This is a genomic window from Paenibacillus sp. ICGEB2008 (assembly GCF_000307675.1).
Lineage (GTDB): Bacteria > Bacillota > Bacilli > Paenibacillales > Paenibacillaceae > Paenibacillus > Paenibacillus polymyxa.
On record NZ_AMQU01000006.1, the window covers coordinates 241535 to 258220 of the forward strand.

The window sequence follows — 16686 nt, forward strand, 5'->3', positions numbered from 1 at the left end:
TGTTGCCAAGAGTAGGGATGTTACCAGCATCCTTGCTCTTTTTTAGCATATCCTTCTATAACTTATTTTAGCACATCTGAATAATCAATGTAACTGAATGTGACTGTTACTTGGTGAAAACTTTAACTTCCTTTGGAGCGAGAGTTACGGTGATCGAGCCGTTGTTAATCTGAACGGAGTCGTTGCTCAGCTGGTTAGTCAGGCGGGTTCCGTTGGACAGATTATCGAAGTTGCCAATTGTGCGGGTTTGACTATTCCAGGAGTTGTTGATAAATACAATGGCCTCGTCGCCATTTTTAGAGCGCTGGAAACTGTAAAAGGAGTCGTCCACCCATTTTTCCCTTTGGCTACCGTTTTGCAGAGCAGGGTGGTTGTTGCGCACATAGTTCAACTTAGCGATGTACTGATACAGGTCATGGTTGGCGTTGAAATTCATATTCTCCCGATTGGCGGGATCATCTCCGCCACTATAGCCTTGCTCAGTGCCTTGGTAGATAATTGGAATCCCGCGAGATGTCAGAGTAAAGCCCAAAGCGGCCTTGAGCTGTGGCCATTTGTCATAGTTAGCACCCGGCTTGCCAGATGCGTCATTCAGGAAACGTTTTACATCATGATTGTCGATAAATACACCGTTGGTCTGAGCATCGCGATAGTAACGATCATCGGAGTAGCGATCCTTGATTTTTCTCATGGATTGATCGTGTCCGAACACGTCCTTGATTGTATAATACATCGGAAAATCTAGTGCAGCATCAAGATACCGGGTGTAATCGCCCACATAAGTAGGGTCGCCATGGAAAATTTCACCCATGGTGAAGGTGTTGGCAGCTTGGTCAAAATCCTTTAGAAAACCCTTCGGTACATGCTTGGCGGTATCCACCCGCAGCCCGTCGATGCCTGTCTCATTAAGCAGCCATTTGATCCAGTTTTTAAGCTCGTTTGCGGTAGCGGGGTTTTCATGATTTAGGTCATCCAGTCCAGCTACATCACCATTTTCGATTTTCCATTGATTGTTGGAGTTGTAGTCCCCGCCTGTAATGTCACCATTGTGATGATACCAGTCTGCTTTGTCAAAAGGAGCCTTGGCGAACCCGTTCCCCGGTTGGAAATCACCTGTGTGATTCACAACTACGTCCAGCATCACAGCAATATTCTTGTCATGTGCCTTGCGAACCAGCTCTTGGAGCTTGTCCATTGTTCCGAGATGCCCATCTACTGCATAAAAATCATACGTATGATAGCCGTGGTAAGCGTATTCACTCTTTTGCATCGTTACTGGGGTAATCCAGATCGCGGTAAACCCCATATTTTTAATGTAGTCGAGTTCGTTAATAATACCTTGAAAATCGCCACCATGCCACTTGCGCTGATCACTGTTGTTGGAATTGAAGCCACCGTAGTTATCATTGGATGGATCACCGTTGCTGAAACGATCTGTCATGATAAAATAAATGCTCTGTTTGCTCCAGTCTGTGCTGAGGGAGGTGGGCTTGGAGAGGGTACCCAGATCCATAGGGGTGAAGACGCCCGAAGGCGCCTCCGTTTGAGCTGTTACTTCAACTCCGTTAGAGTTGGGTGCGTAGGTAGAAGTGCTTACGTTTAAGGATACACCTGAAAGTTTTTCTGTTTGGATAGGTCCTGTAACTTCGTTGAGGTCGGTTGCGTAGGTGGAAGTCACTACGCTGAGGACACTCCCTGAAGGTGCCCCTGTTCGGATAGTTCCTGCGGCTCCGTTAGAGCCGGGTGTGTAGGTAGAAGTGCCAGTGCTGAAAAGGTAGTTTTTGGTATTGTTGCTGTCCCAGTTGTTATTGCCATCATTAAAAGCGGCTTCCAATTGGGAGGCAGAACCGATATCGACGGTAATTTTAGCATAGCCGCTAATTTCGGCATCCTGCATTTTCACACCAGGTGCAGCAGTCCAGCTACCACCAGCCGGACGGTAGTGAATGTAAGGTGAGTTAAAGCCTTTTTTGTAGTATACCGTTACTTTGTTAGTTGTACCGCCGCCATCCCCGGGATTCGCACCCGCTGGAGCGCCTGAAGTGATCGTTCCTGCATTGCCACTATTACCGGGCGTGTACGTAGAAGTGCCCGTGCTGAAGGAGTAGTTTTTGGTGTTGTTGCTGTCCCAGTTGTTATTGCCGTCGTTAAAAGCGGCTTCCAATTGGGAGGCAGAACCGATATCGACGGTAATTTTAGCATAGCCGCTAATTTCGGCATCCTGCATTTTCACACCAGGTGCAGCAGTCCAGCTACCATCAGCCGGACGGTAGTGAATGTAAGGCGAGTTGAAGCCTTTTTTATAGTATATCGTTACTTTGTTGCCTGTACCGCCATTGTTGTCAGGCTTGGCTTTGCTGATGATATATTGTTTGAATCCACTCAACTCACCGGTTGGTGAGCCATCATTGTTGACGAGATTGTTGATGCGTAATAACGTAAACCCGTGATAACCGAACTTCGTGATTTTCTCCTCGATTTTTTGGAAGCCGCTGCCGCCTGTCGGAAGTGCATTTTCACCATTCAGGCGAACACCCTTGGCATTCGCGATGGAGGAGACGGTATCAACCAGGGTGGACGGCAGCGAATAATTCGGTGCTGTGCCACTGTCACTCATCTCCAGGCAAGTAAATGTCAAGTCTAGATCGGCATCCTTGAATTTCTGAATGAGACGGTTGTAATCATAATATCCACCCGCTTGTTCTGTGCCGTGCGGCATGGCAGGATTGTTCATTTGCCAGTGCAGACCAGAAATTTTGGCCCCGATCCGGACACCAAACACAGAATCGAAGTTTTTGTGGGCCGCTGCTCCGATGACACCTAGATGCTTCTCAAGCACACTTTGGTACCACGATAGGAAATCCTTTCCATACGCGGAATTATACCCGCCGTTCGTGTAAAATCCGTCCCCGTCGGTCGGTGGATTGATTTGGCTAAGGCTGGTAAGCTTGGTGCCCCAAGCAGCATTAATCTTGTCCAATGATCCGTACTTGTCATTCATAGCTGTGCGGAATGCATTTTTGGCTGTTTCAGTATAAGCTTGGAACTTGCCTCGTCCCGGGTAGCTCCATCCTGCTGCTGGATAGTAGGACGGATAGCGCAATTCCCCGGAAGGACCGCCGCTCAAATAAATTTTGGGAATGATACTTTTATACCCGGCAAAGTTTTCAGCGAATGAGGCATACAGCTCATCATATTGTTTACCGGTTCCGCTCCACAATGGGGAAAGGGCTTCGTTATTGGGATAGCCGCTTTCGTCCTTGAACTGCATTTCATCTGCACTACCCTTGCTTGACAGCCAGCTTGGCAGTGGGATGTTGCAATCATCTCCCACATTTCCTCCACACTTATGCGTAGAGATAATAGGAACCCACTTCAGTCCCGCTTCTTTCACGGCATTTGCATAGGTTTTGTAGTAACTCCAATCGAACTGGTTATCTCCTGCGCTCTCCACATAGCCCCACCAGACGTCGGTAGTGATGGCATATACGCCATTGTTTTTCAACGTTTGTAGCTGCTTTTTAAAGGAACCCCAGTCATTGATTTTCGCCAGCGGTCCCATAACGGAAGCTTGAAAATCATCTGCAACCGCAGCGCTCGCCGTATTAGAGGGTGAGCCAATGAAGGCGGTCAGAGACAGCACAAGGCTTAGTAGAAGCATACACCCTTTTTTCCATAGACTTCGATACAAGGTCAAACCGATCATCCTCCCCAAAAGCATAGTCTAATTCGACAACATTTTGTAAACGTCTACAAAAATAGTATAAAGCAAGCGGTTGCATAAAAAAGAAGAATTTATTGCACATTCAGAGTGGACAAATATGACATTTTGCGTTAGCAACCGTGTGCATAAATTAGACCATGCGAAAAAAGACACAGGTCTGAGTAAGACGTGTGTCTTTTATGGTATTCCCGTGAAAGGGAGGCAAAACCCAGTGTGTATGCAAGCAACGCATGAGGCTATCTGCTTAATAGATAGGGCGATTTTTTTCGTCGGGAATACCACTTTTGCGATAAAAATACGTATTGATCCGATCCCGCCATTCCTTGGCGTGCTCAGCCTGATGCTCCAGCCGCGTCAGCACCTGTTCATAGATCAATTCATTTAGATGCTCCCGCAGACTAATCCATGTTGCTTGGAGATGGGCCGCACGTTCGGCACCTTCAAAATGAGTATCATAAATATGCTGTATGACCGTTTGGCCGGATTGGAGCACGTGCGTATAAGGAACATGGTGAAAGAATAAGAGCAGCTCATCTGGACAGGTGTCTGTAGATTCGTAGATTTCGGCAACAGGAGGAAAATATTGTCCTGCATAGCCCGTTCCAGTTGCAGTCGTCCGATCTACCCCGATCCCCCAGCAATCGGCAAAATGGTAGGTGCCCCACATCGAATATTCATATCCATCAACATCCGGCCCATAGTGGTGATTGGGACTGACCATCCAGCCGACCCCCAGAGGGGCGGTATAGGACTCATAGATATTCCAAGAATCGAGCAGCATTTGCTTAATAGTAGGAATCAACTCAGGATCGCCGTAGTCCTTGCCTTGATTGCTAAATGTTAGCCGAACCCATTCATCCGCGATTTCATCTGCGGATAGATCCGGGTCCCATGCCAACCGGCCGTAGCCGTAAAGATTGGACTGGGCGAGCAAATGTCCGGTCCAATTGGTGTCTGCACCAATATTGGAAACAGCGGCTATTCCAAAGTTCGTGCCCTTGGGAACATGATTCGTTGGCTCCTCCTGGAAACTGCCGCTGCCTGCATGGACAGTAGCCTTCCTGTGATGAGAACCAGATTCGCTGTTGCTATGCAAAACACCACTTACGATGCGCTTGATGGTGGAGCCTTTTCCCTGTGCGTAGGTGTCAAAATCAAGCACTTCCTTCCATTGCGGAACCAGGTAACATAGATGCTTTTGTTGTCCGGTATACTCCTGTGCAATTTGGAACTCCAGCAGTACCTGAGTGGCTTCCAGCGCGCCGAACAGAGGGGAGACAGGCTCTCGCACCTGAAAATCCATAGGGCCATTTTTAATCTGTAAAATGACATTATCCCGGAACAGTCCATCCAGCGGTTTAAAATGGTCAAAGGCCGCGCGAGCCCGATCCGTCTTGCGGTCACGCCAGTCCTGTTTGCAGTCGTAGACAAAGCAACGCCAAATCACACGTCCGCCATAGGGCCGTAGTGCATCCGCCAGCATATTGGCTCCATCGGCGTGATGGCGCCCATAGCTGAAGGGACCGGGCCGATTTTCAGAATCGGCCTTGACCACAAAACCACCCAGATCGGGAACTGCTGCGTAAACCTCCTGTGCTTTGGTCTGCCACCATTCAGCTACACCGGGATCCAGAGGATCGGCTGTGGTTAATCCACCGAGCTGAATCGGGCTGGCATAGTTAATGCTCAAGTAGATTTGGATACCATAGGCGCGAAATACGGCTGCTACTTTGGCTACATCAGGTAAAAACCGATCTGTGATCAGCTCAGTTTCTACCTGATGGACATTCACATTGTTAATGGATAACGCCTGAATGCCTACAGAAGCGAGTAGACGGGCATAGTCTCGAAGGCGCTCCATATTTGTAGTAAAGGCATTGTTGTTGTAGAAAATAGATGCCCCGGCATATCCACGTTCAACACTACCATCCATGTTATCCCAGTGATTAATCATGCGAATGGAGTTAGCCGGATTAGACAGCAGGTCTAGAGTGGGAGCGTGCAATGATTCCCCGGCAGTGGGCTTCAGATTGCCGTCTAGTCCTCCTTGCAGGTAGCGCAGCAAATGAAAGACTCCATACAATACTCCTTTTGACGTCTGCCCCGCAACTATAAGGCACTGTCCTTTGATATCATCGTGATCTTGCCCAGTTGAATCTGCAAGTTTCGGCACTTCTACTCCGCGAATTCGGTAGCCTTCTGCGCTCACTTCTGCCTGTTCTTCTGCACTAAACCGTTCTGCGATACATGGATGGTCTTGGAGCGTACCCAGCGCAACGAATGGTACATTGACAGGAACGGTACTTATCTTCGGCTGCTGTCCGAACATGGAAGCCAATCCTTGCCGAAGCTCACTCGCAGCCGTCTGAAGCACTTCATCATCTGTTTCATGAACTACGATGACTCTGCACCAAGCAGGCATCTTTTCTACAAATTGGTCGCGATGGTAGTGCAACCAAGCGTCATAGCCGCTCTCGCTTGGCATATTCATCCGCTTGCTCATATTATTTGGGCCTCCTTTGGACGAGTGAGGGTTCGTTCGTCTCAGGCATGCTGCTTCTCATCTTGACTCATATGCTGAGGGAGGGTCAGCCGATTTCCTTTGCCTTCATACAGCCACAAAATAGCGGTAACCCCGCGTGGGTAATATTTGCTGCCGTGGGCAATGCCGGAGAGCATTTGGTCGCTCCAGCACCAATAGGATTCTTCAGGATGGAGGAGCCATGAAACATGGGCTACGTCAGCCGCCTGCCCCGTTTCCTGCCAAGGCAGTTCCAGCAGCTCACGGGCAATAAACTGAGACAGATAGATTTTGCTCAACCAGGAGTTGTTACTGGTCGAGGATAGCTTCCAGCCTCCGTCTTCAAATAGACAAACTCCTGGTACCAGTACGGTTTGCAAATGGCGTCGAAGTGCTTGGATATATTCACCGAACCGCCCATCAGGCTCAAGCGCATCCTCGCATCCTGTAAAATAGGGGAAGATCAGCCCTTCAATGGCAGGAATAATCTGTGAGTCGTTGCCTTCCTTAATGACTGCAGGGATATAGCCCTTGTCTGTCATGTGAGCGGTGATCGATGCTGCGCATTTGTCTGCCTGTGAGCCAGCTTCCTGTGAAAGGGAGTTAAGCCCCTTTGAGGCAAATATCTTTTCAAGCGCAACATATACCGCCCAGCATTTGCTGCCTAAATAAATGTTATTGCGGGACTGACCCAAGGATACATCTAGACTATCGTAAGTCGTAATTTCTGCGCCTCCCTGGGTTCTTGAGCTATCCAGGCCCATTAAGCCGTTTCGCTGTGCCGGATCTGGATGATCCCGCCGCAGCATGCTTTCGAAGCAGTCGCACAAGACAGGCAGCATACGTGTCGTAAATGACTGATCCTGTGTCTGCTCGATATATACCGTGGCGCAGCAAAGCCAGTTCACCAGTTCCTCGTGGCTCATGTAAGAGAAGCAGTCGTCAATCCCTGCCAGTTCATAACAGGAATACCCTTGCCGGGAGAACACATTGGCCACGCCCATATCATGTGTAAACGTGATCCCACCGGGATAGGCCTGTTCCTCCCCCGGGAAGCGTACTTCATCCCGATAGCTGTACCGTTGGACAAACCACTCCAGCTCGTTGCGCACCGTCCATGGATTCAAAATCAATTCATAATAAAGCTGATCTGCCGTCAGATCGAGTGTATTCATCATTCGGTACTCGCCTTCGTTCACAATCCAGATCGGTTCGCCATCCTCTTGCTGACTGAGCAATTGAGTGCTGCCGTAATAGCTGTGAATGGCCTGAGCGAGCATAAATTTCTGATCCAGACTCAAGCTCGCCGATTCAATCCAGTCGTTCGCCTGAACACAGGCTGCGGTTAGGTTGGTAAAATGCTTCAACGCATAGCTTCCCACGTCTTCGATATCCTTGAACAGTCGGGTATAGTAATATGATGCTTCGATACCTGTTGTCACAATGCCGCCGCGATAAAAACATATAGCGAAGGCATACGTGCGCTTCTCTCCTGCGGGAACGTCCATCAGGAGCGCACCCGTTGCACCTAAGCCAAAGGATAAGTTATCAGCCATGGCCTCCCCAAGTAGCTTCTCCATCGCAAATCCGCTGGCAGGTACCGCTTCGCTGCTGTTGGTCACAATAGCAGTGCTTCGTCCTTGACCGATGCCTGTGAGTCTTTCCTTCAATCGGGTAGAATCCATAGCGTCCCTGCGTGGATCTTCTCCTATAATGCGTATGCCGCTATACGGGTCACTGCCCTGGTAGCCGAAAAAGGCTCTCCGTGCAGCAGCACCCTGTGTATTATCGATCGTTAGCTCAGCAAATACTGCCGGAACCAACGCTGCCCGCAGCTCATCTATGCCCGCAATTCCCGGCTCGGGTACCGGGCGAACGGGAGAGTACAGCCGGAATGTCAAATCGCCTGCCTGCCATGTATCGGTTCCTGCTTTTAGCTCACGGGTGATGTCCTGATCGGCAAAGGCAACGAGTAGAGGCTCCGTTTTTTTATCCTTTTTCTCCACATCATAACGGGTACTTTCATCCTGTATGGATGCAAAAAAGGGAAGCGCCTCATACGATCCGCCATCCCTGGATTGCAGCCCGATGTATACATTTTCATCAGCAGGCTTGCCCAGCTCCAGGCCGAGTCCGCCGCGGTTACCCTTAAACCCGAGTGTAAAGCTGGAGAATGAACCGATAGGTGCATGCTGCGTGTTATAAAATATATTTTTCGACATATATTGAAACCCCTTTCATGATAAAATTTAACATTGACTAACTTCAATTAGAGCCTAGCATGACATGTGCCGAGGAACCATTGTCAAATCGCTCAACTATTTATCCAAATCGCGCTGGAAACGATATACTGGAGTATATCGATATATGTAAGCCAGGAGGGAAAACATGTCGTCACCACGTTTGCCAAAGCGACCCCATGATCCAGGCCTTACGGTCGCCGGAGAGGAATTCTTTTTTCCCGATGTGCGGACTACGGTCAATCTGTTTGCCATTCATACACGAAGTGTCGGAAGAGAGTGGAGCTATCCGCCACATGAACATCCGCAATATGAAATTAACATCGTGCTCGCGGGAGAGCAGATCATGGTCGTGGATGGTCGCAGCTATATTCAGCGACAGGGGGATCTGATGCTCTTGCGCCCGGGAGTTATCCACTCCAGCCGTAGCAACGGAGAGGGATTTACGTATTTTTGCATGCATTTCGACATTGATGATAAATTGTTTCTTTCGCTACTGAGCCGTCTGGAGCAAGTACTTTTTCCAGCGGATGGCACAGTAGCGAAGCAGATGGGACCAGCGCTAGGCAAGCTGCTCGGTCTTTCTGCGCTTGAAGACAAAGGTATAGATGGTGATTCAGTGGCAAAGCGTATGCGGATTCAATCTGCTGTGTTCGAACTGTTCGCAACGTTGTGGGAGGCTGTATCCAGTGAAGCCGCTCATCTGCCAGGGCGTGGATATGTGCAGGCAGAGCTTGCCCATCAGATTGCCAGTCGTCTTCAGGGCAGGGTTAATCAGCCTTATAGACAGGCCGGCTCGTTGGAAAAACAGGATGGGATCGAGGGTATTTCATCCGAACTGGGTATTAGCGTATCTCATTGTAATCGTGTATTCCGTAGCGTTTTTGGCGTATCTCCGCGGGTGTATCTATCCGAGCTTGTCTTGCATGAGGCCAAGCTGCTGCTGGCTGATCCGCAATGGTCAGTGCAGCAAATTGCTGATTTGCTCGGCTATGGGGATATTGCACATTTTAGCAGGCAATTCAAACGCTGGGCCGGTCAGTCGCCGACATCCTACCGCAAGAATATAGCCCTTGAAAGTTCACCCGAATAAAAATATATATGCTTATAAAATAGTTATGATACAATCCTTATAAAGGAGATGATAATAGTATGAATTTACATAATCAACGTGTTGTCGTGATTGGCGGCAGTGCAGGGATAGGGCTGGCAACAGCCATAGAAGCAGCAAAGCAAGGAGCGAGTATCGTAATCGCTGGCCGTTCTGCAGAAAAGCTGGAGCAGGCGAAGAAGCTCATTCCTACAGAAGCGGTGGAGACCTTTCAATTGAACAATCAAAAGGAAGAGGAAGTACAGGCGTTTTTTGAAAAGGTCGGCGCATTCGATCATTTGTTTACTCCGGGTGCGAGCTATACACGTGGTCCGATCACCATAGATACGGAAAAGGCGAAGACTCCATTCGAGGGAAAATTCTGGCCGCAGTATTTTGCTGCCAAGCATGCGGTATCGCATATCTCCAAGGATGGCTCAATCGTTCTCATGTCTGGAGCCTTCAGTCAACGGCCGATGGGATTTGGTGCTACATATGGAGCGGCTAACGGCGCGATTGAAAGTTTGGGCAAGGCGTTGGCGGTGGAGTTGGCTCCAGTACGGGTCAATGTGGTGTCTCCCGGCACGATCTGGCGGGACGGCCCCGAGGGGGAGCAGCGGGCGCAGGCTTTTGAAGAATACAAGGAAGTAACCTTGCTACGGCGAGTGGGGTATAATGAGGAAATCGCACATACGGTGTTGTACCTGATGACTAACAAGTTCACCACCGGAAGCGTGCTATTCCCGGATGGCGGTTATACGCTGATCTAATTTGTCTGGAAGCCAACGTGTACACGTCCACCAGTCCAATACACGCTTACAATGTGTTGGACTGGTTTCTTTTTACTCTATAAATCAATTAAGATCTTGTGTTTAAGGAGATGTAGTGAATGGATCAAGTGGATTATAAAATTCTGCAGATACTGCAAAATCAGGCCCGCATGCCCACAACTAATATTGGGGGAAATTGGGTAATGTGGTATGCTTTTAGTTGAGGTATACATTCTTGTGATATGCAAGCTATTTGCATAGTCATATTCCATAGAATTTCAAGTTTCAATGAGTTTCATAAATTCGTTTCTACCTGAAAAAGGAGCTATCACATGTTGAAAAGAGCAGTTAATACTATACTATTTGCGGTGATTTGCTTTGTAACCGTAGATCAAGCAAATGCTGCACTTCCTAAATATCTGTACAATTTTGTCCTTACAGTAAACAATGTTGAAGTCACATCTGATGCAAATCCTTATATCGAACGAGCAACCAATACAACGTATGTCCCTATTCGATTTGTATCAGAGAGTTTGGGCGAGAGTGTAAGCTGGAATAGAGAGAAGCAGGAGGTTACAATCTTTTCTGAGCATGGCGAAATCGTACGTCTGACTATTGGCAGTAAAGTAGCTTATGTAAATGATATAGAAAAAATAATGCCTAATGCGCCTGTTATGCCAGTCTCACCTAATCGTGTGATGGTGCCTCTCCGATGGGTTTCAGAGGTTATGGGCGCGACTGTAAATAGTACCCTAATAAATAAGACTATACATGTAAACATTATCAAGCCGCATCTAAGTAAAAGTTGACTTATTATGAAAGGCGACAACTCTGTATATGTTGCAAATATATGGTTGAATTTTAGCGAGGGAGGTTTTCTTCATTGAAGATTGCGCTACATAAGAAGTTGGCTTGTTTGATTGTTCTTGGAGGGATTTTGATCGTAGTTGCTACTGGTTTTGGAGGGGATAAGGAACCTTATAAACTTCCCGATAAGCCCAAAGAGGCTGCTGTCTCTACATTTTCAGAATATATGAACGCTTCTATGAGTCGTGACTACGATAAGATGCTTTCACTGTCTGATGATTATCGTTTTAAAACAGAGAGGGCACGACTTAATTTTCTAAAAGCCCAAGGGACACCGATAGATTATCGTATCATGTCTGTGGATGATTCTGACCCCTCCAAGATTGTTGTTTCTTCGATAACGAAGTATAAGGATATGGAGTTACCTCCTATCAAGCATATTCTTGCTTTTGAAGAAGGAAAGTACAAGCTACAAATGAGGAATGTTGTGGTCAATATGATTCCTTCTTCACCTGACTATAAAACAGTCGAGTACGAGCCTGAGAAGGTAGATGATGATTTAGAAAATAATTTCAATTGATTTTAATTTTTTGATTTTCTAATCAAACGATCGACAACGTATCCAATGAGATACCAGAAACCTATCGTAGTAAAGTATACAACGGCTATAGGGATATGTGCTTTTCGCACAAATTGAAAAGATTCATACATCCAAACCAACGGGCTAATCATAGCCAATAGTATATTATAGTCGTCGTACCCTGTAAGATTTACAGCAATAACTATACAAGAGACTAGGACCAGCCAAAAGCGAAAGGATTTCATAGCCTATACCTCCTACCTGATATTAACAACTTATCACCGCGTACTTAGCTTAGTTTCTATTTTTTGTTCATCAGGGGTGTAAAAAAGAAATTTGTTGGATCAATTGATTTTTGTCCTGTGTTTATCTATTTCCTATTATTTCCAATGGGATTATAACTAACATCTTCAATGGCGGCCATGAAATCATAATAGAGTTTTCTGGGCGTCTTTGCTGATATAGACGAATAATAAATCTGAAAGTAGCTTTATTCTAAAAAAAAGGGCGATATATTGATCTATTTACTTGTTTCGATTTTAGCTGTGTGGTATTCGTATGGATTTGAGTGAAGCTGGAATCTTTCAGGCTTTTCGATTTATGATATACTCTCGTTATATGATTTGAATGGGATGGTGATGGCTAATGAATCGTATACACGACCTAGGCAAGTTGATCAAACTAACTGGAGATAGAGCAAAACTGGACGCTAAGGCAAATGGCACATATATTGTCTACAAAACGCCGGATGGTCAGTTTGTTAAAGAGTACAGTAATGGTCAAATCGAACGAATTAAAGAACAGGATATTTTAACATGAGTGAGCCGTTTGCTACTATGTTTGTATTCGCAGGAAACAACGGAAGTGGTAAGAGTACAATTCGTAATCTAATCGTTGATAAACTTGGTGTAAGTGTTAATATCGATCCAGATGCGTTAGCACGAGGGATTGATCGTGAAAACCCTGATCGACACAAAGTGTCGGCAGGAAAGGAAGCGATTAAACTAGCGCGGGATTGTATAAGAAATAAACGGGATTTTACTGTAGAGACGACACTTGCTGGTGGCAATGTGATTCGACAAATGCGAGTGGCAAAAGAAAATGGTTTTGAAGTCATCATGTTTTATGTGGGTCTTGGTGATTATCGTCTTAATATCGAGCGAGTTGCTGCACGAGTTCGAAATGGGGGTCACCATATTGATACTGCTGATATTATAAGAAGGCATCAGACCTCACTGGACAATCTGCTCTTACATCTTAAACTTATTGATCATTTAATTGTCATTGACAACAGTAGCTCAGACGGCGTGATTGTATTAGAATCAGATAGTGAAACGATAAAACATCATGTGGCGTTGTTACCAGATTGGGTTAAAATCATTGATAGTTACTTGCAAAATAAAAATACTGATCAAGAATAAACCGACAACTGTATGATTCAGTGATCGGTTTATTCTATATTTAAAACGTATTGTGTCCACCATGATACTGTTTTTATTTTCCCTTATTTTTTTTCACAGGACGTAACACTGCGTAGCCGTATCCCTCAGGGAAATGCCGTTGATAATCCTGCTTCGTTTCCTCATCCCATGCATACCCCATACTGCCTGGGTCAAAATTCCAAGCTTTTTCCTCCACCACTCTCATAACATCTCCATTGTTTTTTAAATAGTTAAAGGGTGGATGGAAAAACACCAGATAATCTGATTCGGGGATATTTCGGCACTCCATACCTGCTGGAATCTCTCCATTGTAGTCAGTAGCAACCGGTATTCCATACAGATATCCCTTCTGACCATGCCGATAGAACCAGCCTGCGGTTTGACCTAATTGTCCGGGAAGCTTAAGGTGAGACATGCTTTCCAGGGTCCCACAAATTTCATCACAGTTATGACCGTTTCTCCAGAATTCCCCGTAGTTTCGAGAAGAGATATCCCAGATTCCAATAAATTTGTGTGCTGGTATATGCTCGATTTTGACTTCGGCTTCTTGTAAATGCTCCTTAACCATCTTATCCCGCTCCTTCAAATGGTAATGATAAGGAGAGAACACCTCAACGCGAATGGCTAATGGAATAGGACGGGGCTCCTTCCGGTATACAGCCGGAGTTACCTCGAACGCTTTTACAAATGCTCGTGTAAAAGCTTCCTGTGAAGAAAACCCGTACTTTACGGCAACATCGAGGATGCGGACATTGCTGTCCCGGAGTTCAAGGGCTGCACGACTAATCCTGCGCATCCATACATAATCCCTTAACGTCATTCCTGTTAGAGAATGAAACTGTTTTGTACAGTAGTAAGGGGAATAGCCTAACTGGTCGGACATTCTCAACAACGATGGTGCTGAAGTAAGATTATTATCAATCCAATCAATCATAAGCTGGACCATTTCGTTCCATTCGTACACGGGGGTTCCCTCCTTTCGACTCCATCTTAGCAGCCAGGATGCACGAATATTTGACCTGAGTTGCATGCACACTTTTATAACAATAAGTAAGACGACAAGAGAAAAGAATCTGACTATTCCATTCTTTCATTTGTAATAAAATATGTAGGATGGTTATTTAACCTGAATATGTATATTGTATGACGTATGATCGGATGTTGAAAGTGGCCTTTTGATAAAAGTAACTATTCACACAAAAGCCTACCTACCGGAACACCGGCAGGTAGGCTTTTATAACATAAACATTCACTTACTTCGCATTCTATGCAGTCTGTGCCTTTGCGTTGCAACTGCACCGACAACGTATCCTAATCAATCTTAGTTATTTTTGCGTTGACGGGCGCGAGCTTCGCCGCCTTTGCGGCCTGCTTCTTCCCTGCTCATTTTCCCGTCGCTATCACTTTGGTCCGAATTGCCACGGGCTTCACCGCCCTTGCGACCGATTTCCTGATAGAACTCCTTGCCATGGTTTTTGGAAGTGGCTTCTCCGCCTTTTTCACCAATTTCCTGATAGAAGTCCTTGCCATGACTTTTGGATGTGGCCTCGCCACCCTTTTCGCCGATCTCTTGGTAAAATTCTTTGTCGTGATTTTTAGCAGTAGCTTCTCCACCTAAACGTCCTGCCTCTTCGCGACTCATTTTGCCATTTTGGTTGTTGTTAGCCATGTTCAATCACTCCTCATCGAATTTTAGTAAAGCGTCTACGTGTATCTATTAACCTTCGTGTCAGGAATTAAACATGTCTATTTTATTTTGATATATGGAAAATTACTGGTAAATAACTAGGTGTATCCGTCTCTATCAGACCTCCCAAGACTCTGTGCGCAGTTGTTGCTGGCGGGTAAATAATGTCGGATAAATGAATAGGCTGAGCAGCACGCTGGTCAAAATGGCAGAGGTCATGGTAGTGAATACGATGAGCAATTGCAAACGCACGGCGACAATCGGATTGGCACCTGCAATGATTTGTCCGGTCATCATACCGGGAAGCTGAACAAGCCCGAGTGTTTTCTGCCCCTCAATGGTTGGAATCATACTGGAACGTATGCAATTCTTCAGTATAGGGAAGATGGCTTGTCTCGGGGTTCCCCCCAGTGCGAGAATGAGCATGATTTCAGGCTTGCGCAGCAGGACTTCCGACTTGAGCCGTGATACCAGCAGGCTGGACAAAATCATGGAGCTGCCAATGATCATGCCGCTAATCGGAATCATGTACCGGGCTGTCGCCGGAATGATATGCAGGCCAATCAGGAATGCCTGTGTAACGATTTCCACACACAGCAACGTCAGGAATGACTTCCACATGAGACGGGGAATAAAACGTCCTTTGCGCGCAACATTTTGAGAAGCTACAGTGATCATGAGCAGAATGAATAATACGATAAATCCGTAGCTTTGCATCCCGAAAATCAAATGCAATACATATCCAATCGCCAGTAGCTGAACGGATGCTCTGATCGTGGCAATAATAATGTCTCGGTCCAAACCGAGTTTGAAGGACTTGGACATGACGATGGCGATAAATACAAAACCAAGAGAGAGAATCAAGGCAACAATCGTCATACCCATTCTCCTGCTACAAATTTGCGGGTTTCACTATGCTGTGGATTATTGAAAAATGTCTCCGTATCCGCTTGCTCTACCAGTCTTCCGTTAATCATCAGCCATGTTTCGTGGCCTACTCTGCGGGCTTGTTCCATATGGTGCGTAATCCAGATCATTGTTGTTCCCTCTTCTTTGTTCATTTGAAGCAGCAGTTCCTCAACCTCTTTGACTGAGGCGGGGTCCAGTGCAGAAGTAATCTCATCCAGTAGTAAAATATCCGGACGGTTCGCGAGCGTCCGTGCCAAGGCCAAGCGCTGTCTTTGTCCACCGGACAACTCCTGCGCCTTCTGTTCCAGCAGGTCACGGGTGAGTCCTACGCGCTCTAACAGGCCAACCGGATCTTCCAGTACCGTACCATGCAGCCGCTCTACAGTCTGGAGATTGTAGAGGACCGTCCCCTGAAGCATGGGAGCATCTTGAAAAACCAATGCTACCTTTCGTCTCAGTTCAGGGATCTCCCACTCGGTTATAGGCTTGCCGAGGACGCTGATTTCTCCTTCATCCGATGTTAGCAAGAGATTGCACAATGAAAGCAGTGTGCTTTTACCAGAGCCTGACGGACCGACCAGTGTCGTGATTTTTCCGCGAGGGACCTTTGCTGTAATCCCGTTCAGGACAGCACGTTGCTGCCCCGATCCAGTGAAATATTTGGTGATATGATTAAATTCAATAGCTGGAAGTGGCTTGGATTCCATAGATATAGTTAGCTCCTTTGCAGGGAATCGGAAAAGATATCAGATCCGCTCTATAATCTCTTTGTATTATATCAGTAATATCCTACTGGCTCTTCTTCTAAAAAAAGATCCGGGGGATGGAACTGTTGCAAACGGGACCCTCTTTGTATAAACTAACAGGATTAGTTAAGACAAAATAAGAACTTAGTCTGTATATCCATATGAAAATC

General features: G+C 46.4%; 14 protein-coding genes. 7 read left to right on the forward strand and 7 right to left on the reverse strand.

Translation table 11 applies throughout. The features are described 5' to 3' along the window. Window positions 1-106: 106 nt before the first annotated feature. From C400_RS0104600 to C400_RS0104610, 3 genes are all read right to left on the reverse strand, one after another. Window positions 107-3697, reverse strand: a complete 3591-nt coding sequence (locus C400_RS0104600; RefSeq protein WP_017426122.1) for a family 14 glycosylhydrolase — start codon at window positions 3695-3697, stop codon at window positions 107-109. Between the two features lie 271 nt (window positions 3698-3968). Next, window positions 3969-6227, reverse strand: a complete 2259-nt coding sequence (locus tag C400_RS0104605; protein ID WP_017426123.1) for an alpha-glucuronidase family glycosyl hydrolase — start codon at window positions 6225-6227, stop codon at window positions 3969-3971. Window positions 6228-6268: 41 nt separating this feature from the next. Further along, window positions 6269-8467: a glycoside hydrolase family 52 protein gene (locus C400_RS0104610; RefSeq protein ID WP_017426124.1), complete on the reverse strand. Its 2199-nt coding sequence runs from the start codon at window positions 8465-8467 to the stop codon at window positions 6269-6271. Window positions 8468-8633: 166 nt separating this feature from the next. Here C400_RS0104610 and C400_RS0104615 point away from each other — a divergent pair, with 166 nt between their 5' ends. The 7 genes from C400_RS0104615 (at window position 8634) to C400_RS0104650 (ending at window position 13153) form a co-directional block, all read left to right on the forward strand. Further along, complete coding sequence (locus C400_RS0104615) at window positions 8634-9578, forward strand: AraC family transcriptional regulator (RefSeq protein WP_017426125.1); 945 nt, start codon at window positions 8634-8636, stop codon at window positions 9576-9578. Between the two features lie 59 nt (window positions 9579-9637). Continuing rightward, complete coding sequence (locus C400_RS0104620) at window positions 9638-10345, forward strand: SDR family oxidoreductase (RefSeq protein ID WP_017426126.1); 708 nt, start codon at window positions 9638-9640, stop codon at window positions 10343-10345. 119 nt (window positions 10346-10464) lie between these two features. Further along, entirely contained in the window at window positions 10465-10569 is a 105-nt protein-coding gene (locus tag C400_RS28640) for an AsnC family protein (protein ID WP_016822657.1), read from the forward strand. A 108-nt stretch (window positions 10570-10677) separates the two neighbouring features. Continuing rightward, window positions 10678-11154, forward strand: a complete 477-nt coding sequence (locus tag C400_RS0104630; protein ID WP_017426127.1) for a copper amine oxidase N-terminal domain-containing protein — start codon at window positions 10678-10680, stop codon at window positions 11152-11154. A 74-nt stretch (window positions 11155-11228) separates the two neighbouring features. Beyond that, a complete protein-coding gene (locus tag C400_RS0104635; protein ID WP_017426128.1) occupies window positions 11229-11732 on the forward strand; it encodes a hypothetical protein in 504 nt (167 codons plus the stop codon). Window positions 11733-12377: 645 nt separating this feature from the next. After that, window positions 12378-12551 (forward strand): hypothetical protein, encoded by a 174-nt coding sequence (locus C400_RS27375; protein WP_017426129.1) that lies wholly within the window; start codon window positions 12378-12380, stop codon window positions 12549-12551. Continuing rightward, window positions 12548-13153, forward strand: coding sequence for a zeta toxin family protein (locus C400_RS0104650; RefSeq protein ID WP_016822662.1), 606 nt, complete (start codon window positions 12548-12550; stop codon window positions 13151-13153). The genes C400_RS27375 and C400_RS0104650 overlap by 4 nt, the downstream gene beginning before the upstream one ends. Window positions 13154-13226: 73 nt before the next feature. Here the strand turns inward: C400_RS0104650 and C400_RS0104655 are convergent, their stop codons facing one another. The 4 genes from C400_RS0104655 to C400_RS0104670 all read right to left on the reverse strand — a co-directional run bounded on the left by C400_RS0104655 (window position 13227) and on the right by C400_RS0104670 (window position 16477). Further along, complete coding sequence (locus C400_RS0104655; protein ID WP_017426130.1) at window positions 13227-14138, reverse strand: AraC family transcriptional regulator; 912 nt, start codon at window positions 14136-14138, stop codon at window positions 13227-13229. Window positions 14139-14495: 357 nt separating this feature from the next. Next, window positions 14496-14843 carry a KGG domain-containing protein gene (locus C400_RS0104660; RefSeq protein WP_013373683.1) on the reverse strand — a complete coding sequence of 116 codons (348 nt, stop codon included), beginning with the start codon at window positions 14841-14843 and terminating at the stop codon, window positions 14496-14498. Window positions 14844-14978: 135 nt separating this feature from the next. Then, window positions 14979-15740 carry an ABC transporter permease gene (locus C400_RS0104665; protein WP_016822665.1) on the reverse strand — a complete coding sequence of 254 codons (762 nt, stop codon included), beginning with the start codon at window positions 15738-15740 and terminating at the stop codon, window positions 14979-14981. Further along, window positions 15737-16477: an ABC transporter ATP-binding protein gene (locus tag C400_RS0104670; protein ID WP_017426131.1), complete on the reverse strand. Its 741-nt coding sequence runs from the start codon at window positions 16475-16477 to the stop codon at window positions 15737-15739. Before C400_RS0104670 ends, C400_RS0104665 begins: the two co-directional genes overlap by 4 nt. Window positions 16478-16686: the final 209 nt, after the last annotated feature.

Bases quoted from the DNA above. Each gene is read 5' to 3' on its own strand.
- C400_RS0104605 (WP_017426123.1), bottom strand. From the start codon at position 6,227: ATGAGCAAGCGGATGAATATGCCAAGCGAGAGCGGCTATGACGCTTGG.
- C400_RS0104610 (WP_017426124.1), bottom strand. From the start codon at position 8,467: ATGTCGAAAAATATATTTTATAACACGCAGCATGCACCTATCGGTTCA.
- C400_RS0104615 (WP_017426125.1), top strand. From the start codon at position 8,634: ATGTCGTCACCACGTTTGCCAAAGCGACCCCATGATCCAGGCCTTACG.
- C400_RS0104620 (WP_017426126.1), top strand. From the start codon at position 9,638: ATGAATTTACATAATCAACGTGTTGTCGTGATTGGCGGCAGTGCAGGG.
- C400_RS28640 (WP_016822657.1), top strand. From the start codon at position 10,465: ATGGATCAAGTGGATTATAAAATTCTGCAGATACTGCAAAATCAGGCC.
- C400_RS0104630 (WP_017426127.1), top strand. From the start codon at position 10,678: ATGTTGAAAAGAGCAGTTAATACTATACTATTTGCGGTGATTTGCTTT.
- C400_RS27375 (WP_017426129.1), top strand. From the start codon at position 12,378: ATGAATCGTATACACGACCTAGGCAAGTTGATCAAACTAACTGGAGAT.
- C400_RS0104650 (WP_016822662.1), top strand. From the start codon at position 12,548: ATGAGTGAGCCGTTTGCTACTATGTTTGTATTCGCAGGAAACAACGGA.
- C400_RS0104660 (WP_013373683.1), bottom strand. From the start codon at position 14,843: ATGGCTAACAACAACCAAAATGGCAAAATGAGTCGCGAAGAGGCAGGA.
- C400_RS0104665 (WP_016822665.1), bottom strand. From the start codon at position 15,740: ATGACGATTGTTGCCTTGATTCTCTCTCTTGGTTTTGTATTTATCGCC.
- C400_RS0104670 (WP_017426131.1), bottom strand. From the start codon at position 16,477: ATGGAATCCAAGCCACTTCCAGCTATTGAATTTAATCATATCACCAAA.